The sequence below is a fragment of the Mesorhizobium sp. ORS 3428 genome, from assembly GCF_001854785.1.
GTDB lineage: Bacteria > Pseudomonadota > Alphaproteobacteria > Rhizobiales > Rhizobiaceae > Mesorhizobium.
The window spans coordinates 240,071-258,545 of the sequence record NZ_MDFL01000115.1 but is presented as its reverse complement, the minus strand read 5'-3'; the positions used below and the strand labels follow the sequence as shown (position 1 = coordinate 258,545).

The window sequence follows — 18,475 nt, the reverse complement described above, 5'->3', positions numbered from 1 at the left end:
AACGCCGCTTGTGGTTGCAGGACCGCCTTTGGTTGTGGGGCGGACATTCGCCCGTCAGCCGCCGGGCGCGGATCCGGCTTTCGCCGCGGCGAACAGGGCGACGGCGTTGGTTATGCTTTGCGCCGCCTTGCCCCGCCAGTCGGCGCTGAGGAGCTGCGCCTCGTCCTTGCTGTTGGAAAGATAGCCGAGCTCGACCAGGACAGAGGGAACGTCGGGCGCCTTCAGCACCTTGAAGCCCGCCGAGCGCTGCGGATTGTTGATCAGGCCGACGCTGGTCGACAGCTGGCCGACCAGCGTGTGGGCAAAGCTCATCGAAAAGCCGTGAGTCTCGCGCCGGATCAGGTCGATCAGGATGTCGGTGACCTCCTTGTTGTCGTCCTCGATCTTCATGCCGGCGAATTGGTCGGACAGGTTTTCGCGATCGGCGAGCGCCTGGGCCTCGGGGTCGGAGGCCTTGTCCGAGAGCGTATAGACGGTGGCGCCTCGGAGGCCCTTGACGGCGATCGTATCGGCATGGATGGAGATCAAAAGATCGGCTGCGTGCTGGCGGGCGATGCGCACGCGCTCGTCGAGCGCCAAGTATACATCGCTGTCGCGCGTCATATACACATCGTATGTGCCGACCGCGGTCAGCTTGTCGCGCAATTCGGTGGCGAAGGCGAGCGTGACGTTCTTCTCGATCGTGCCGCCGGCGCTCTCCGCGCCGCCGTCGACGCCGCCATGGCCGGGATCGATGACCACGGTGAAGCGGTGGCCGGGCGCCGAGACGGGCCCGGTGCCGACCCGGCCGCCCTTGTCAGTGGAAACGGTCGAGCCGGTGGTCAGCGACTGGTTGGCAAGCGCCTCGTCGAATTCCCGGTCCGACGCCGCCGACATGTCGATGGCGATGCGATAGCCGCTGCCGTCGTCATTCTTGAGCACGTCGAGCTTGTCGACGGCGAACGGCCCCTTGCCGGTGAGGATCAGCCGAGAGCCCTGGCCCTGGTCGCCATAGCGAACGTCACGCACCAGCCCGCGCGGCTTCACCTCCTTGGCGTTTAGGGCGAATCGGGTGCGCGGCAGGTCGATCACCAGGCGATTGGGACCGCGCAGCAGGAACCATTTCACATCCGGTTCGCGGTCGAAGGTCATGACGACGCGCATCTTGGTGGCGTCGCCCGCCATCTTGTAACCGGTTGCGCCAAGCAGCCCATCCGCACGTGATGCGGCTGTAAGGCCAAGCAGGATCATCAGCAGGGAGAAAGTCCTTGCGATGAGCAAGAATCGGCCGGCGGCGCCACGCCCCTTGTCTGCGGTGCCAGCCAGTCCCATCTCTTACCAGTCGCTCCCGGTTTGGCGCCTTGCGCCGGGTCTTTCGTAGAAGGGCCTGTCTGGCAGCCAACTCGATTAACGATTGGTATCCAGAGAAGGTTAACCAAGCCTTTTCATGCAATGGGTGGAGCGCGACCTTCCCCCACGGAAGCGCTTTTTGCCGGCATCCGAAATCGGGGTTGCCTTCAACCCCGCCAAATCATAAAAGCGACATTGGATCACTGCAATCCTGGAACCGCTTGCCTCTGCAGTTTCCCGCCAGAGGTAAGAATTGAAGGCGCTTCCGGGTTTCAGGTGATCGCGACGATTTTCGCAGGCATGCTCCCGTGGCGGGGGAATCGCTTGCGCGATGGAAAACGGCCGGGATGTCCCGCGCCGGCTCTATGTGAGCAAACAAGCTGGTCCGGCTCAGCCCGGGCTTTGGTTCAAAAGGTTCTGCTGGGTGCCGATGGCTTCAAGCGCAATCATGGAAAGGTCCGCATCGAACCGCGCCATTGTGGCAGCGGGCGGCACCGCCATCGCGTTGAAGCAGCGGCCGGCGGACAATCAATTATCCGGCATGCACACAAATCCTGGCACGCAGCGGCGGGCTCTGCCCCGCCAGCTGCGGCTGATGGCTGCCGGGAGGAAACGAAATAATGCCCAACAAGATGCTGATAGACGCCTCCCACCCGGAGGAAACACGCGTTGTTGTCGTTCGCGGTAACCGCATCGAAGAATTCGACTTTGAATCCCAGGACAAGAAACAGCTCAAAGGAAACATCTATCTCGCCCGCGTAACCCGCGTCGAACCTTCACTTCAGGCAGCCTTTGTCGAATATGGCGGCAACCGTCACGGTTTTCTCGCCTTCAGTGAAATTCACCCCGACTACTACCAGATCCCGGTTGCCGACCGTCAGGCTTTGCTGCGCGCTGAAGCGCAGGAGGCCGAGGACGATGACGACGAGGAGGCCGAGGCCGGCGAGGAGCAGCAGGCGCGCGATCGCGGCAGCCGGCGCAGCCGCCGGCGCGGCGGCAAGAATCGCGACCGCGGCGAGCAGAAGCAAGCTGCCGTCTCCGAGGGATACGGCGAAAGCGCCGGGGAAACGCCTGCGGCGGCTGATACCGAATCCGATGCCGTCGCACATGCTGACGAAGTAGCCGCCGATGCTGAAGAAGTCGCCGCCGGTGCTCTGACCGAGAGCGCCGAAGAAGCTTCCGAGACAGTCGAGGCGGGAGCCGAGGGTACTAGCGAGCAGACGAACGAGTCGGTCGAAGCCGGCGGCGATGTCGAACACGATGTGGCCGTGACCGAGGATGATCAGCCCGACGAGGGCGGCCCCACCTCGATTGCCGCCAGCATCGAGGCGGATGTTATTTCCGAAGCGTTGCCGCAAGCGGAGACGACCAGCGAATCCGCCCCCAGCGACAATGATCGCGGCATGCTCGAAGAGGTGCAGTCCGCGCATTCGGACGAGCACGAGATCGAATCGGTCGGCGCCGAGGACGCGCTCGAGGAAGTCCGCAACCGCCGCAAGCCGGTGCGCCGCCAATACAAGATCCAGGAGGTGATCAAGCGTCGCCAGATCCTGCTGGTCCAGGTGGTCAAGGAAGAGCGCGGCAACAAGGGCGCGGCCCTTACCACCTACCTTTCGCTCGCCGGCCGCTATTCGGTGCTGATGCCCAACACCGCGCGCGGCGGCGGCATCTCGCGCAAGATCACCAATGCGCAGGACCGCAAGCGCCTGAAGGAGGTCGTGGCCGACCTCGACGTGCCGCAGGGCATGGGCGTCATCCTGCGCACCGCCGGCGAAAGCCGCACCAAAGCGGAGATCAAGCGCGACTACGAATATCTGATGCGGCTTTGGGAAAACGTCCGCAATCTGACACTGCAGTCCACGGCCCCTGCCCTGGTCTACGAGGAAGGCAGCCTGATCAAGCGCTCGGTGCGCGACCTCTACAACAAGGACATCGACGAGATCCTGGTCTCCGGCGAGGACGGCTATCGCGAGGCCAAGGACTTCATGCGCATGCTGATGCCGAGCCACGCCAAGGTGGTGCAGCCTTACCGCGACACGACCCCGATCTTCGTGCGCAACGGCATCGAGGCGCAGCTCGACCGCATGCTGCAGCCGCAGGTGACGCTTAAGAGCGGCGGCTACATCATCATCAACCAGACCGAGGCGCTGGTCTCCATCGACGTCAACTCCGGCCGCTCCACCAAGGAGCATTCGATCGAGGATACCGCGCTCCACACCAATCTGGAGGCCGCCGAGGAAGTCGCGCGGCAGCTCAGGCTGCGCGACCTTGCCGGCCTGATCGTCATCGACTTCATCGACATGGAGGAGAACCGCAACAACCGCGCGGTCGAGAAGCGCCTGAAGGATCACCTCAAGAACGATCGCGCCCGCATCCAGGTGGGCCGCATCTCGCATTTCGGCCTGATGGAGATGTCGCGCCAGCGCATCCGCGCCAGCGTGCTGGAATCGACGATGAAACCCTGCCCGCATTGCGGCGGCACCGGCCATGTGCGCTCCGATTCGTCGGTGGCGCTGATGGTGGTGCGAGCGATCGAGGAATTCCTGCTCAAGGATTCGCGCAGCCACATCATCGTGCGCACACCGGCGGCGACCGCGCTCTATGTGCTCAACCACAAACGCGCCAATCTGGTCGAGCTCGAGGCCCGTTTCGGCCTGACGATCACTCTCGAGGCCGACGAGACGCTCGGCGCGCAGCACTACGCGATCTTCCGCGGCGCCGTGGCGGAGAAGCCGGAAGGCTTCGTCGAGGCGCGCGGCCTGCCGACCTATGTCGAGCCGGAGCCGGAGGACGAGATCGTCGTCGAGGAGGAAGACGAGGTGTCGGTCCAGGCCGAACAGCCGCATCATCCGCAGCAGGGACAGCAGCATCAGCAGCGGTCCGAAGACGGCGGCGAAGGCGGCCGCAAGCGCCGCAAGCGCCGGCGGCGGCGCGGCGGCAAGGATCGCGACCGCGAGCATCAAGCCCATGCCGAGGCCGTCTCGGCCCCGGCGCAGGCGGATGCCGCCGCACAGGCAGGCGAAGCAACGGCCGAGGCGAAGGCCGATGCGCCGGCCGACGCGGAAACGACCGAAGGAGCGCCCGAAGAAGGTCACGGCAAGAAGCGTCGCCGCGGCAAGCGTGGCGGCAAGCGCAATCGCCGCGAGGGCGAAGCTTCGGCTGAGGCAGCTGCCGACGAGGCCGGTGGTGTGGAAGGCGACGCGGCGCAAACCGATGATGCCGGCAACGAGGCTGTGACGGCATCGCTGACAGACGAACAGGCTGCTCCGGCGCCCGCCAATGACGATGCTCCGGACACGGAGAAGCCGAAGAAGCCGCGCCGTGCATCGCGATCGAAGAAGGCCGTGGAAGAAACGGTCGCCGAGACCGCGTCCGAGCCGGTCGCGGAGCCCTCCGCTGAGCCTTCGGCCGCCGAACCGGAGCCGGCTGGCGCGGACTCTGCGCCGGCCGATGCCGAAGCGCGCGTCAATGCGCATCCGACGCGGCGCAAGCCGCAGTCGAGCGACGCGCCGGTCGTTCCCGTCGTTTCGTCGAACGTTACCGACGAGGCCAAGGCCGAAGACAAGCCGAAGCGCGCCGGCTGGTGGCAGAGGAAAGGCTTTTTCTAAGCCTTTCAACTTGTTAGGCTGATCTGTTGCCAAATCCCGCGCCGTCCGGCGCGGGATTTTCTTTTTCAGGTTCTCCGAGAGTCGAAACCAGGCGCTCAAGGCGCAAAGATCGACCAGTTCATCATCCTGGCGAGCTTCTCCAGTGCGATCGAGCCGAGCCTGGAGTTGCCGTTTTCGTTGAGGCCGGGCGACCAGACGGCGAGCGAGGCCACGCCCGGCACGATCCCCAATATGCCGCCGCCGACGCCGCTTTTTCCCGGGATGCCGACGCGGAAGGCAAAGTCGCCGGAGCCGTCATAGTGGCCGCAGGTCAGCATCAATGCGCCGATGCGGCGCGCCCGCTCCGTCGACACGACCGAATGCCCGGTTGCCGGATTCCTGCCGCCATTGGCGAGGAAGCGGCCGGCCAGGGCGAGCTGCCGACAGCTCATGGCGATGGCGCAATGGTGGAAGTAGACGCCCAGCGCCAGCTCCGGCTCGTGATGGAGATTGCCGAAGGATTTCATGTAATTGGCCAAGGCGAAGTTGCGGTAGCCGGTGGCGCGCTCGGATGCCGCGACCGCGCGGTCTATGATGATCGTGTCGTCGTCGGCGAGGAATTGAACGAAGCGCAGGATCTCGCCGATCGCTTCGCGCGGCTGATGGCCGGCCAGCAGGATGTCGGAAACGACGATGGCGCCGGCGTTGATGAACGGATTGCGCGGAATGCCGTTCTCATGCTCCAGCTGGACGATCGAGTTGAACGGATTGCCGGACGGTTCGCGGCCGACACGCTGCCACAGCGCGTCGCCGACCTTGCCAAGCGCCTGCGTCAAGGTGAACACTTTGGAGACGCTCTGGATCGAAAAGGGCTGATCGGCGTCGCCGGCAAGGATCACGCGACCGTCATTGGTGGCGGCGGCGATACCGAATTTCTTCGGGTCGACCTTGCCGAGCTGCGGGATGTAGGTGGCGACATGGCCGCGATCAGTGCGCTCCGCCATTTCGGCGGCCACCTCGGCCAGCGCTTGTTCCAGTTCCGGCATGGCGTCTATTTCAGCCAGCGTTCGATGCGCGCCAGCGCCTCGACCATGTCGTCGTGGCTGCCGGCATAGGAAAAGCGCATGGCGCGATGGCCCTGAAGCGGATCGAAGTCGCGGCCGGGCGTGGCCGCCACATGCGCCTCAGCTAGCATCTTGCGCGCAAAGGCCATGCTGTCATTGGTGTGCCTTGTGACGTCACAGAAGGCGTAGAAGGCGCCGTCCATGGGCGCCGCCAACGCGAAGCCGAGCTCCGGCAGGCGCTTCATCAAGAGGTCGCGGTTCCAGGCATAGCGCGCCTTCACCTTCTCGAGCTCCTCGGTTGCCTTGAACGCTTCGATCGCGGCGACCTGCGACAGTTCCGGCGGCGAGATATAGAGGCTTTGGGCGATGCGCTCGACCGGCCGCACCAGCTCTTCCGGCAACACCATCCAGCCAATGCGCCAGCCGGTCATGCAGTAGTATTTCGAGAAGGAGTTGATCACCGTCACGCCGGCGCCATAGGACAACGCGCTGACGTCCGGCGCTGCGTAGGCAAGCCGGTGGTAGATTTCGTCGGAAATCACCGCGATGCCGAGCTCCTCTGCCGTCTTCACCAACGCGGACAGTTCCTCGGCCGGAATGACCGCGCCGGTCGGATTGGCGGGGCTGGCAAACAGCACACCCTTGAGCGGCTTGTCGCGGTGCGCGGCCTTCAAGTGGTCGGCATGGAGATACGCGTCCGATCCAAGCTCGATCTCGACGATCTCGATGCCGAGCGCGGCCATGATGTTGCGATAGGCCGGATAGCCGGGCGCGGCGATGGCGACGCGGTCGCCCGCATCGAACATCGCTAGGAAAGCAAGGTTGAAGGCGGCGGACGAGCCGGTGGTGACGGCAATCCGGCCCGGCGCGACATCGATCCCGTAATGCTCGCCATAATGCGCGGCGATCGCCTTGCGCAGCTCAGCCAGGCCCAACGCGTCGGTGTAGCCGATGCGACCGTGCTTAAGCGCCACGGCGGCGRCTTCGCGGACGCCGACCGGCGCCGGGTCCGAGGGCTGGCCGACCGCCATCGACACCACGGGAACGCCGGCGGCCTTCAGCCGGTTGGCTTCGGCCAAGATGTCCATGGCGTGGAACGGCTCTACCTCGCCGCGGCGTGAAAGCGAAACGACCATCTGACCTCTCGTCCAGCCTGCCCTTGTTGTTGGAGCAATTCAGTGCGGGAAGCGCTGCTCAGCTTTCCGCAATTGCCGTAGTTCGTCGGCTTGGCCGCACAAATGCCCGATTGATGTGGGGATCACAAGCGCGCAGGAAGTTATCGGCGCCGACTTTTCATCCTTCGCCCGCTCGTTTACCAGTGGACCAATCATGTTTAGCCGACCCGACCTATGATCGATATATCGACCGCAATAGGGCGAACCGCACGCGGCTTCGCAACTCTCCTGCTGGCCGCCGCAGTCGCTGTCACAAGCTCGGTAAGCGCCTTTGCGCAGAATGTGCCGGTGGTGCGCGACGCCGAGATCGAAGCGCTGGTGCGCGACTATGCCCGGCCGATCTTCAAGGCAGCGGGCCTTGCCAATGACGGCATTGACATCGTTCTCGTCAACGATTCCAGCTTCAACGCCTTCGTCACCGGCCGCCGCCTGTTCATCAACACCGGCGCGTTGGTGACGGCCGAAACGCCGAACGAGATCATCGGCGTCATCGCCCACGAAGCCGGCCATATTGCCGGCGGCCACCAGCAGAAGCTGCGCGACCAGCTCGACCGCGCCAAGACCATGGCCATCATCGCGACGCTGCTCGGCGCCGGCGCGATGGTCGCTGGCGCCACCACCAACAGCCGCGGACTTGCCGGCGCCGGCATCGGCGTCGCCGCCGGCGGCGGCGAGATGGCGCAGCGCAGCATCCTTGCCTATCAACGCGGCGAGGAAATCACCGCAGACCGCTCGGCCATCACCTATCTCAATGCCACAGGCCAGTCCGGCATGGGCATGCTGAAGACCTTCGGCCGCTTCCAGAGCGCGCTTTCGCTGTCGGGCACCCAGCTCGATCCCTACCGGATCAGCCACCCGATGCCGCAGGAGCGCATCGCCAATCTCGAAGTCCTGGTCAAGCAAAGTCCCTATGTCGACAAGGTTGACCCGCCGGCGCTGCAGCAGCGGCATGACATGATGCGCATCAAGATCGCCGCCTATACGCAGGGCCAGGCGGCCGTGGCGCGGCTGATGCGCAAGAACCCGACCAGCCTCGCCTCGCGCTACGGGGACGCGCAGGTAACCTATCTCAACGGCAATCCGGCCGCCGCACTCGCCAAGACGGCAGCGCTGATCAAGGAACAGCCGAAGAACCCCTATTTCCAGGAACTGCGCGGCGACATCCTGATGAAGGTCAACAAGCCCAAGGATGCTGCGGATGCGTACGCCAAGGCTGTCAGCCTCGACCCGGCGCGGTCCGGCTTGCTGCTGGTCTCGCTCGGCCAGGCGCTTATGGCGGTCGGCACACCGGATTCGCTGAAGAAGGCGGTGATCCAGYTCAACAACGGGATCGGACGCGACAAGGAAAATGCGGACGCCTATCGTTATCTGGCGCAAGCCTATGGCGAATTGGGTGAGATCCCGTCCGCCGACCTCGCGACCGCCGAAGGCCATTTCTATTCGGCGGACTACAAGAACGCGAAAATTTTCGCCATGCGCGCTCAACAGAAGTTGAAACGTGGCGAGCCCGGCTGGCTTCGCGCGCAGGATATCATAAATTACACGCCATCGAATAAACTCAAATGAACCTCCCGGCCGTGCGCGGCGACTGGGCCGGGACAGGCAGAAGGAACTGATCATGAACAAGGCAATCCTGCTCGGCAGCGCCGGCGTGGCGGTAGCGCTCGGCATGCTGGCATTCGGCTTCGTGGCGGGAAGCCCGCAAACCGCGAAGGCCGATACGACACAGGCCATCCCAATGGCTTCCGCGGACAGCAGCAAGATCGACCGCAAGGAGGTCGAAGGCATAATCCGCGACTATCTGTTGAAAAACCCGGAGGTGCTGCTCGAGGTTCAGGACGCGCTGGAGGCCAAGCAGAAGGAAGAACAGCGGCTCGCGGCGCTCGGCGTCATCAAGAATGCGAAGGATGAGATTTTCAACTCCACCTTCGACGGCGTCGTCGGCAACCCGAAAGGCAAGGTCACCATCGTCGAGTTCTACGACTACAATTGCGGCTTCTGCAAACGCGCCATCGAAGACATGAAGGCGCTGACCAAGGCAGACCCGGATCTGCGCTTCGTGCTGAAGGAATTCCCGATCCTCAGCCCGGATTCGCAAAAGGCCAGCGTTGTCTCGATGGCCTTCCACCTGATGATGCCGGAGAAATACGGCGCCTTCCACACCGCGCTGCTCGGCGGCCAGGGCCGCGCCACCGAAGCCGCGGCCATCAAGGTTGCGCTTTCGCTCGGCGCCGATGAGGCGAAGCTGCGCGAGAAGATGAAGGATCCGAGCATCAACGAAGCGCTCTCGCGGACCTACGACCTCGCCACCAAGCTGTCGATCACCGGCACGCCGTCCTATGTGGTCGGCAACGAAGTGATCTTCGGCGCGCTCGGACAGCAGGTCCTGGCGGAGAAGATCGAGCAGGCCAAGAGCGCGCTTTAAGGCAATTCCAGGTAAGGTGTGAGCCGGTTTTCCGCCCGGAATCGCGTCAACAAGAGATAGAGCGGTCTGTCGTTTCCCTGCCACGATGAACCGCTCTGAGTGATCGCCAGCCGCGACAAGAGGCGCATTCCCGCCTGTTGTGGACAGCGAAAGAACGCACTTGCGCTCTTTTCGCGGGCGGCTATGCCCATTATAAGGTCCGGCGCGCCGGCTTGGGGCCGGCGTTAGACAAGGTCGGCATTTTGAAAACGGTTTTCGTCCTCAACGGTCCCAACCTCAATGCACTCGGCAAGCGCGAGCCAGGGGTCTATGGCGGCAAGACGCTTGCCGCGATCGCCGAGGATTGCAAGGCCGCCGGCGCGGCGCTCGGGCTGCAGATCGATTTTCGCCAGTCCAATCACGAGGGCGATCTCGTCGATTGGATCCACGAGGCCGGCGACAAGGCGTCCGGCATCGTCATCAATCCCGGCGCCTACAGCCACACCTCCATTGCCATCCACGACGCCATCCGCGCCATCGCGCCGCTGCCCGTCGCTGAAGTCCATCTTTCCAACATCCACGCGCGGGAACCCTTCCGCCACGTCTCCATGGTCGCGCCGGTCGCTGTCGGCATGATCTGCGGGTTCGGGCCGCTGGGCTACACGCTCGCGCTGCAAGCGCTGGCAGCACGCCTGTGACCGGCCCACAAACAGAAGGCTCGAATATGTCGATAAAGAAGAACGGTGTTGACCAGCAGCTGATCCGCGATCTGGCGGGTATACTGAACGACACCAACCTGACCGAGATCGAGGTCGAGCTTGGCGACCTGAAGGTCCGCGTGTCGCGCCAGGCGCAGGCCGTCCACGCGGTCGCCGCCCAGCTTCCGGCCCCTGCCCCGATTGCGGCTCCCGCGCCGGCCCAGGCGGCAGCGGCGGCGGCGCCCACGGCTGATCCATCCAAGAACGCCGTGCCGTCGCCGATGGTCGGCACAGCCTATCTCGCCCCCTCGCCCGACTCAAAGCCCTTCGTCGAGATCGGCCAGAAGGTAAAGGAAGGCCAGACGCTGCTCATCATCGAAGCGATGAAGACGATGAACCAGATCCCCTCGCCGCGCGCCGGCACGGTGACCGCGGTCTTGGTCGAGGATGCACAGCCGGTCGAATACGGCATGCCGCTCGTGGTCATCGAGTAGAGCCGGGAACAGCCAGGAATGTTCCAGAAGATACTCATCGCCAATCGCGGCGAAATCGCCCTCCGGGTGCTGCGCGCCTGCAAGGAGCTCGGCATCCAGACGGTGGTTGTCCATTCGACGGCCGATGCCGACGCGATGCATGTGCGCCTCGCCGACGAGAGCGTCTGCATCGGCCCGCCGCCGTCGCGCGAAAGCTATCTCAACATCCATCAGATCGTCGCGGCCTGCGAGATCACGGGTGCCGACGCGGTGCATCCGGGCTACGGCTTCCTGTCGGAGAACGCGAAGTTCGCCGACATTCTGGCGGCCCACAACATCACCTTCATCGGCCCGTCGGGCGACCATATCCGCATCATGGGCGACAAGATCGAGGCCAAGCGCACGGCAAAGCGCCTCGGCATCCCGGTGGTGCCAGGTTCGGACGGCGCGATCAGCGACGAGAAGGAAGCAAAACGCGTCGCCGCCGCGATCGGCTATCCGGTGATCATCAAGGCTTCGGCCGGCGGCGGCGGCCGCGGCATGAAGGTGGCGCGCACGGAAGCCGACCTCGAGGTGGCGCTGCAGACGGCAAAGTCGGAAGCCGGCGCCGCCTTCGGCGACGATGCCGTCTACATCGAGAAATATCTCGAAAAGCCACGCCATATCGAATTGCAGGTGTTCGGCGACGGTGCCGGCCATGGTGTGCATTTCGGCGAGCGCGACTGCTCGCTGCAGCGCCGCCACCAGAAAGTGTGGGAGGAAGCCAACTCTCCGGCCCTCAACACCGAGGAGCGCTCGCGCATCGGCGGCATCTGCGCCAAGGCGATCGCCGATCTTGGCTATAGTGGCGCCGGCACCATCGAATTCCTCTACGAGAATGGCGAGTTCTATTTCATCGAGATGAACACCCGCCTGCAGGTCGAGCATCCGGTGACCGAGGCGATCACCGGCATCGATCTCGTGCATGAGCAGATCCGCGTCGCCTCGGGCGGCGGGCTGTCGGTCAGGCAGGAAGACATCAAGTTCAACGGCCACGCCATCGAGTGYCGCATCAACGCCGAGGACGCGCGCACATTCACACCGTCGCCCGGCACGATCACGCATTTCCACACGCCCGGCGGCCTGGGCGTGCGCGTCGACTCCGGCGTCTATTCGGGCTACAGGATCCCGCCTTATTACGACAGCCTGATCGGCAAGCTGATCGTGCACGGTCGCAACCGCGTCGAATGCATGATGCGGCTGCGCCGCGCGCTGGACGAATTCGTCGTCGACGGAATCAAGACGACATTGCCGCTGTTCCGCGACCTGGTCGGCAATGCCGACATCGCCAACGGCGACTACGACATCCACTGGCTCGAAAAATATTTGGCCAAGGTGGATTAGGGTCTTGCGGTATAATACCGCAATGACTCGACCCTACGCGCCCGGCTATCGCATCCCAACCGACCTGCTCCTGAAGGCTTATGCCTCGGGCGTCTTCCCGATGGCCGAGAGCGCGAACGATCCGGAAGTGTTCTGGGTGCGGCCGGAAACGCGCGGCATCATCCCCCTCGACGGCTTCCACACGCCACGCAGCCTGAAGAAGACGATCCGCAAGCATCCCTTCGACATCCGCTACGATTTCGACTTCGAGGCGACGATCGACGGCTGTGCCGAAAAGCGCGACGAGCGCCGCTCGACCTGGATCAACGCGCCGATCCGCGAAGCCTATGTCGAGCTCTACCGGCTGGGCCACTGCCATTCCGTCGAGGCGTGGCGCAGGGGCCGGCTGGTCGGCGGCCTCTACGGCGTCTCACTCGGTCGCGTATTCTTCGGGGAAAGCATGTTCGCCAGGGAAACCGACGCCTCGAAGACCTGCCTCTATTATCTCGTCGAGCGGCTGAATGAGCGCCGGTTCGCGCYCCTCGACACACAGTTCACGACCGAGCACCTCAAACGCTTCGGCGCCATCGACGTGCCGCGCAGCCGCTATGAGAAGATGCTGGCCGAGGCCTTGAAGGGCGAGGCGATCTTTTATCCCTGAGGCCGTAGCCGACGGCTGATGTCTCCACCGGCATATGGGAGCGCGGGAGCGCGACCGCAGGCCCGCGTTCCGCGATCAGTTCGTGTCCGTGCTGTCGTCCTCGGAGGGCGCGGCCACTGCGTCGCCGGTCGAGTCTGGCGCCGAATCGGCGGGTTGCTCCTGGGCGGGCGCCTTGGGCTTGGCGGCATTCACCTTCGGCTTGGCCGTATCGGCCTTGGCTGCGGTCGGCGGCGGCACGTCCGACTTCTGCTTGCAGCCCTTCAGCCAGACGTCATAGACGGCATGCTCGACGGCATTGAGGCCGGGGCTTTCGGCGAACATCCAGCCGGTGAAGATGCGGCGGATCTTGCGGTCGAGCGTGATCTCGTCGACCTCGACGAAGGAATCGGTCTTCGGCTGTTCCGTCTCGGGTCGCGAGTAACAGACGCGCGGCGTCACCTGCAGGGCGCCGAACTGCACCGTCTCGTCGATATAGACGTCGAAGGTGATGATGCGGCCGGTGATCTTGTCGATGCCGGCGAATTCGGCGACAGGGTTGGTGATGCGGTCGGAGACGGACGACGCTGCCGGCGCCTGCTGGGCGGCAAACACTGCCGTCGAGGCGCCCAGAACGAAAGCTGCCGCGAACAATCCCGTCGACATTCGGGCGAAGTGGCTCATGCAAGGATACCGGTGGTTGCGCCCGGGTGATTCTCTCGATCGCCCAAGGCTAGTCATGGCTGCGATATCAGCAAGCAGCTAAACGCCAATTGTGGYGACAAAGGACCGAAGCGCGCGTTTACGAACCGGGCGTCCAGGCGTCGTAGTCGCCTGTGACCTGCGGGCGGTGCTGGTTGGTCAGGATGGAACCCTGCGGGCGATAGGCGCCGGGCGTCCCGGTCAGGTTCGGCCGGTGCGGCTTCTGCCACTCGCGAGCCTTGTAGGTCTCGCCCGAAGGAGGCGTGTCGACGCGGTGATGAATCCAGCCATGCCAGCCCGGCGGGATCTTCGAGGCTTCGGAATAGTCGCGATAGATGACCCAGCGGCGGGTGCGGCCTTCGGAGTCGATGCCGCCTTCATAATAGACGTTRCCGGCCTCGTCCTCGCCCACCTTCTTGCCGAAACGCCAGGTGTGGAAACGCGTGCCCAGCGTCTGGCTGTTCCACCAGGTGAAAAACTGCAGCAGGAAAGTCTTCATCCAGATCCTCGTGGCGGCAGCGGCCGCGCTGTTTCCTGCTTATGGCGTCAGGTCGTCGCGAAGGCAAGGGCTTTGCCACCCCCGGCGACGCAAATGCTTGTTGCGCTAAATCGATACAGGGCGCAGGAGGAACGGCAACCCTGCTTGCCAAGCGCCGCCTGTGTTCCTAAAGCTCGCACGCCCGCAAGGCGAGCGCTTGGCCCGCGCCGGTTGAGGGAGGTGAGGATTGGCCCCAGAACGGTCCACCGGCAATCGCATCGGCGCCGAAGACATTCGCCGCCGCAAGGCAGGTGTGCCGATCGTCTGCCTCACCGCCTATACCTACCCGATAGCCCGCATGCTCGATCCGCATGTCGATCTGCTTTTGGTCGGCGACAGCGTCGCCATGGTGCTGCACGGCCATGCCACGACGCTCGGCGCCTCGCTGGAGATGATGATAGCACACGGGCAAGCGGTAATGCGCGGCTCGACAAAGGCTTGCGTCGTCGTCGACATGCCGGCGGGCAGCTACGAGGCCTCGGCGGCAGTGGCCGTTGTCTCGGCCAGGCGCATCGTCGGCGAGACTGGCTGCCAGGCGGTGAAGCTCGAGGGCGGCGTCGATATGGCCGCGCAGATCGCGGCAATCGTCGCTGAAGGCATCCCGGTCATGGGTCATATCGGCCTGCAGCCGCAGTCGGTGGAAAAGGACGGCGGCTACAAGATAAAGGGCCGGACGAGGGAGAACATCGCCGCCCTCTTTCGTGACGCCGAAGCGGTCGAAAAGGCCGGCGCCTTCTCGGTCGTCATCGAGGGCACAGTAGAGGCCGTGGCTTCGGACCTCACCCGTCATATTGGAATCCCGACCATCGGCATCGGCGCCAGCGGCGACTGCGACGGCCAGATCCTGGTCATCGACGACATGATCGGCATGACGGTCGACCGCGTGCCGAAATTCGTCAAGGAGTACGCAAATTTGCGCGATACCATTTCGGATGCGGCGGCACGCTACGCCGCCGAGGTGCGCAGCCGCACATTTCCAGGATCGGACCACGTCTTCTCGGCAGCATCAAGCAAGGACGAGGTATGAGCGGGCTAATTGTCGTCGACACAATCGCGGCGTTGCGCGCGCAAATCCGGGACTGGCGCCAGGACGGCCTGCGGATCGCCATGGTGCCGACCATGGGCGCCCTGCATGACGGGCACATCTCGCTGGTCAGGATCGCGCTCGAACAGGCCGAGCGTTGCGTCGTCTCCATCTTCGTCAATCCGACGCAGTTCGCGCCGACCGAGGACTTGGACAAATATCCACGCCAGTTGGCCCGCGATATCGAACGGCTGCAGGAGGCAGGCGCACACCTCGCCTTTACGCCGGGCGTGGCGGAAATGTATCCGGACGGCTTTGCCACCAAAATTTCGGTTGGCGGCCCTGCTGCCGGCCTTGAAACGGATTTCCGGCCGACCTTCTTCGACGGCGTCGCCACGGTGGTGGCCAAGCTTTTCCTGCAGGCTGCGCCCAATTGCGCCGTGTTCGGCGAGAAGGACTATCAGCAGCTTTGCGTCGTCAGGCAACTTTGCCGCGATCTCAATCTGCCGGTCGAGATCATCGGCGCGCCCACGGTGCGCGACTCCCACGGCCTCGCCATGTCGTCGCGCAACGCCTATCTCGGCGAGGCCGAACTCGAGGTCGCGCGCAAGCTGAACTCGGTTCTGCGTCGGACAGCGGCGGAACTCGCGGCCGGAGCCAATGAGACCAGCGCCACCGGCGACGCCGCGGAAGCGCTGATCCGGGCCGGCTTTCGAAAGGTCGACTATGTCGCCGCGCGGGAAGCAGGGACACTCGCCCCCTGGCGGCGGGACCGCGACGGCCGCCTGCTCGCTGCGGCCTGGCTCGGTACGACCAGGCTAATCGACAATGTGGAGATTCCTGGCGCCTGACTGGTTTCGGATGGGCTCACGCCAGGCGCTTTTCCAGTATCAGCGCGGGCATTCCCGAACCGCCGCCGCAATCGGCGGTGCTGCCGGTGGGCCGGAAGTCGTTCGCCTCGTAGAAGGCGATCRCCGCAGCATTTGCCTCTTCCACCTCCAGGCGCAGAGTCCGCGCTTCCGGGAAGCTGGCCTCTACCTCGTCGAGCAGCAACCGGCCGATCCCTTGGCGCTGGCAGTCCGGGTGCACGTAGAGCTGGTTCAGGAGGACGATCTTTGGATCCGTGGTGGCGGAAGCGAAAGCCATGCCGCCGATGCGCTTGCCGTCGTCGGCCACCAGGAATTCCGAATTGGGGCGCGTCAGCCGCGACCTGAGCGAGGCGATCGAATGCCAGTCGTCAGTGATCTCGGTGACTCGCCCGGCACCATAGATGGCGTCGTAGGTGGCATGCCAGGTCTCGACCAGCAGCGCACGGACGGCGGCGAGATCGCGTTCGCTCGCCGTCCGCACGAACATGCTAGCCCTCGATGCCGAGCTTGGTCTTGACCAGCTCGTTGACCGCCTGCGGGTTCGCCTTGCCGCCGGTCGCCTTCATCACCTGGCCAACGAACCAGCCGGCCATGGTCGGCTTGGCACGCGCCTGCTCGGCCTTGTCCGGATTGGCGGCGATGACCTCGTCGACCGCCTTCTCGATGGCACCGGTGTCGGTGACCTGCTTCATGCCGCGGCTCTCGACGAGCTGGCGCGAATCGCCGCCCTCGTTCCAGACGATCTCGAAAAGGTCCTTGGCGATCTTGCCGGAAATCGTGCCTTCCTTGATTAGGTCGATCACGGCACCGAGCTGATCGGGAGAAACCGGCGCGTTTTCAATATCTTTGCCGGCCTTGTTGAGAGCGCCCAACAAGTCGTTGATGACCCAGTTGGCGGCCAGCTTGCCGTCACGCCCGGCCGCTACCTTTTCGAAATAGTCGGCGATCGGCTTTTCCGAGACCAGCACCGAGGCGTCGTAGGTCGACAAGCCCAGCGAGCCGATCAGCCGCGCCTTCTTGTCGTCGGGCAGTTCCGGCAGATGCTCGGCCAATGCGTCTACATAGGCCTGGTCGAACTCCAGCGGCAGGAGATCAGGGTCGGGGAAATAGCGGTAGTCATGCGCCTCTTCCTTGGAGCGCATCGAGCGCGTCTCGCCCTTGTTGGGATCGAACAGGCGCGTCTCCTGCTCGATCACGCCACCGTCTTCCAGGATGGCGATCTGCCGGCGCGCCTCGGATTCGATGGCCTGGCCGATGAAGCGGATCGAGTTGACGTTCTTGATCTCGCAGCGCGTGYCGAAGGCGCCGCCCGGACGGCGCACCGAGACGTTGACGTCGGCGCGCAGCGAGCCTTCATCCATGTTGCCGTCGCAGGTGCCGAGATAGCGCATGATCGTGCGCAGCTTGCTGACATAGGCCTTGGCCTCGTCGGCGGAGCGCATGTCGGGCTTGGAGACGATCTCCATCAGCGCTACGCCCGAGCGGTTGAGGTCGACATAGGACATGGTCGGATGCTGGTCGTGCATCGACTTGCCGGCATCCTGCTCCAGGTGCAGCCGCTCGATGCCGACCTCGATGTCCTCGAACTCGCCCTGCCGGTCCGGACCAACGGAGACGATCACCTTGCCCTCGCCGACGATCGGCTGCTTGTACTGCGAGATCTGGTAGCCCTGCGGCAGGTCCGGATAGAAATAGTTCTTCCGGTCGAAGACCGATTTGTGATTGATCACGGCCTTCAATCCAAGCCCGGTTCGGATCGCCTGCTTGACGCATTCCTCGTTGATCACCGGCAGCATGCCCGGCATCGCCGAGTCGACCAGGCTGACATTGGCGTTGGGCGCCGCACCGAAAGAGGTCGAAGCGCCGGAGAACAGTTTTGCCTCAGACGTCACCTGCGCATGCACTTCGAGACCGATGATAACTTCCCAGTCGCCGGTTGCGCCGGAGATTAAACGCTTGGGGTCGGGCGTGCGGGTATCGATGATGCTCATTGGGGCCTGCAAACTCGGAACGTGAGTGTCACGTTGAAAGTGAAAGTCACTCGCTAGTGCAAACCGCCCGGTGAGACAAGCGCAAAGCCRCACGCTGGCCCTTACGGCGGCTTGCGCTTAAAGCCGCCAGCAGCGGCCGGACGGGCTGCTCGCACCGCTCAGGCGGTGGCGATGTAGGCCCGTATCTCCTCGGCTTCGCGCTCGACATCCTCGATGCGGCGCTTGACCACGTCGCCGATCGACACGATCCCGTCGAGCATGCCGTCCTTCTCCACCGGCAGATGGCGGAAGCGACCCTTCGTCATGATCTCCATGACCTCGTTGACCGTGTGGTTCTCATTGCAGATCTTGACCTTCGGCGTCATGGCCGAACGCACCGGAATATCGAGCGCGGCCGCGCCCTCCCTGGCCAGCACCCGCACGATGTCGCGCTCGGAAAGAATGCCGACGATCTTGCGGTCGCCATTGGTGATGACGAGCGCGCCGATCCTGTGTTCGGTCAGAATCCGGATGGCTTCGCTCAGCTTCTCGTTGGGCCCGAGCGTGAACACGTCATGGCCCTTGCTTTCAAGAATTGCCTTAACCGTCATGGCGTCCTCCTCAGCCCAGCGCGCCGACTCCG

The 18,475-nt window shown here is 64.2% G+C and carries 18 protein-coding genes; 9 read left to right on the top strand and 9 right to left on the bottom strand.

What is annotated here, in order from left to right; genetic code table 11:
• Nucleotides 1-54: 54 nt before the first annotated feature.
• Both ORS3428_RS14360 and ORS3428_RS33305 read right to left on the bottom strand, forming a co-directional pair.
• Complete coding sequence (locus tag ORS3428_RS14360) at nt 55-1,311, bottom strand: N-acetylmuramoyl-L-alanine amidase (RefSeq protein WP_071098778.1); 1,257 nt, start codon at nt 1,309-1,311, stop codon at nt 55-57.
• A 408-nt stretch (nt 1,312-1,719) separates the two neighbouring features.
• The gene (locus ORS3428_RS33305) at nt 1,720-1,857 is read right to left on the bottom strand and encodes a hypothetical protein (RefSeq protein ID WP_157895961.1); all 138 of its coding nucleotides are present in this window, start codon (nt 1,855-1,857) and stop codon (nt 1,720-1,722) included.
• A 92-nt stretch (nt 1,858-1,949) separates the two neighbouring features.
• Between ORS3428_RS33305 and ORS3428_RS14355 the strand changes: the two genes are divergently transcribed.
• On the top strand, nt 1,950-4,937 hold the full coding sequence (locus ORS3428_RS14355) for an Rne/Rng family ribonuclease (protein WP_071098775.1): 2,988 nt from the start codon (nt 1,950-1,952) through the stop codon (nt 4,935-4,937).
• A gap of 95 nt (nt 4,938-5,032) precedes the next feature.
• On the opposite strand, the gene ORS3428_RS14350 is transcribed toward ORS3428_RS14355, so the two are convergent.
• Together ORS3428_RS14350 and ORS3428_RS14345 are read right to left on the bottom strand one after the other, a co-directional pair.
• On the bottom strand, nt 5,033-5,962 hold the full coding sequence (locus tag ORS3428_RS14350; RefSeq protein ID WP_071098773.1) for a glutaminase: 930 nt from the start codon (nt 5,960-5,962) through the stop codon (nt 5,033-5,035).
• Nucleotides 5,963-5,967: 5 nt separating this feature from the next.
• Nucleotides 5,968-7,116 carry a pyridoxal phosphate-dependent aminotransferase gene (locus ORS3428_RS14345; protein ID WP_071098770.1) on the bottom strand — a complete coding sequence of 383 codons (1,149 nt, stop codon included), beginning with the start codon at nt 7,114-7,116 and terminating at the stop codon, nt 5,968-5,970.
• A gap of 213 nt (nt 7,117-7,329) precedes the next feature.
• On the opposite strand from ORS3428_RS14345, the gene ORS3428_RS14340 reads away from it, so the two are divergent.
• The 6 genes from ORS3428_RS14340 (at nt 7,330) to aat (ending at nt 12,753) form a co-directional block, all read left to right on the top strand.
• A complete protein-coding gene (locus ORS3428_RS14340; protein WP_071098767.1) occupies nt 7,330-8,721 on the top strand; it encodes a M48 family metalloprotease in 1,392 nt (463 codons plus the stop codon).
• 52 nt (nt 8,722-8,773) lie between these two features.
• Complete coding sequence (locus ORS3428_RS14335; protein WP_071098765.1) at nt 8,774-9,580, top strand: DsbA family protein; 807 nt, start codon at nt 8,774-8,776, stop codon at nt 9,578-9,580.
• Between the two features lie 242 nt (nt 9,581-9,822).
• Nucleotides 9,823-10,257: a type II 3-dehydroquinate dehydratase gene (gene aroQ / locus ORS3428_RS14330; RefSeq protein ID WP_071099264.1), complete on the top strand. Its 435-nt coding sequence runs from the start codon at nt 9,823-9,825 to the stop codon at nt 10,255-10,257.
• Between the two features lie 26 nt (nt 10,258-10,283).
• Nucleotides 10,284-10,751: an acetyl-CoA carboxylase biotin carboxyl carrier protein gene (gene accB, locus ORS3428_RS14325; protein ID WP_071098763.1), complete on the top strand. Its 468-nt coding sequence runs from the start codon at nt 10,284-10,286 to the stop codon at nt 10,749-10,751.
• 18 nt (nt 10,752-10,769) lie between these two features.
• The gene (gene accC / locus ORS3428_RS14320) at nt 10,770-12,113 is read left to right on the top strand and encodes an acetyl-CoA carboxylase biotin carboxylase subunit (protein WP_071098760.1); all 1,344 of its coding nucleotides are present in this window, start codon (nt 10,770-10,772) and stop codon (nt 12,111-12,113) included.
• A gap of 22 nt (nt 12,114-12,135) precedes the next feature.
• Nucleotides 12,136-12,753: a leucyl/phenylalanyl-tRNA--protein transferase gene (gene aat, locus ORS3428_RS14315; protein ID WP_071098758.1), complete on the top strand. Its 618-nt coding sequence runs from the start codon at nt 12,136-12,138 to the stop codon at nt 12,751-12,753.
• A gap of 75 nt (nt 12,754-12,828) precedes the next feature.
• Here aat and ORS3428_RS14310 read toward each other — a convergent pair whose 3' ends face one another.
• Nucleotides 12,829-13,413, bottom strand: a complete 585-nt coding sequence (locus tag ORS3428_RS14310) for a DUF2155 domain-containing protein (protein ID WP_071098756.1) — start codon at nt 13,411-13,413, stop codon at nt 12,829-12,831.
• Between the two features lie 118 nt (nt 13,414-13,531).
• Nucleotides 13,532-13,930, bottom strand: coding sequence for an NADH:ubiquinone oxidoreductase subunit NDUFA12 (locus ORS3428_RS14305; RefSeq protein ID WP_071098753.1), 399 nt, complete (start codon nt 13,928-13,930; stop codon nt 13,532-13,534).
• A 226-nt stretch (nt 13,931-14,156) separates the two neighbouring features.
• Here ORS3428_RS14305 and panB point away from each other — a divergent pair, with 226 nt between their 5' ends.
• Complete coding sequence (gene panB / locus ORS3428_RS14300; RefSeq protein WP_071098751.1) at nt 14,157-14,996, top strand: 3-methyl-2-oxobutanoate hydroxymethyltransferase; 840 nt, start codon at nt 14,157-14,159, stop codon at nt 14,994-14,996.
• Nucleotides 14,993-15,844, top strand: a complete 852-nt coding sequence (panC, locus tag ORS3428_RS14295; RefSeq protein ID WP_071098749.1) for a pantoate--beta-alanine ligase — start codon at nt 14,993-14,995, stop codon at nt 15,842-15,844. Before panB ends, panC begins: the two co-directional genes overlap by 4 nt.
• Before the next feature lie 16 nt (nt 15,845-15,860).
• Here the strand turns inward: panC and ORS3428_RS14290 are convergent, their stop codons facing one another.
• The 3 genes from ORS3428_RS14290 to ORS3428_RS14280 form a co-directional block, all read right to left on the bottom strand.
• On the bottom strand, nt 15,861-16,349 hold the full coding sequence (locus ORS3428_RS14290) for a GNAT family N-acetyltransferase (protein ID WP_071098747.1): 489 nt from the start codon (nt 16,347-16,349) through the stop codon (nt 15,861-15,863).
• 1 nt (nt 16,350) lies between these two features.
• Nucleotides 16,351-17,853, bottom strand: coding sequence for an Asp-tRNA(Asn)/Glu-tRNA(Gln) amidotransferase subunit GatB (gene gatB, locus ORS3428_RS14285; protein ID WP_071098745.1), 1,503 nt, complete (start codon nt 17,851-17,853; stop codon nt 16,351-16,353).
• Between the two features lie 158 nt (nt 17,854-18,011).
• Nucleotides 18,012-18,443 carry a CBS domain-containing protein gene (locus ORS3428_RS14280; protein WP_040969253.1) on the bottom strand — a complete coding sequence of 144 codons (432 nt, stop codon included), beginning with the start codon at nt 18,441-18,443 and terminating at the stop codon, nt 18,012-18,014.
• Nucleotides 18,444-18,475 lie beyond the last annotated feature (32 nt).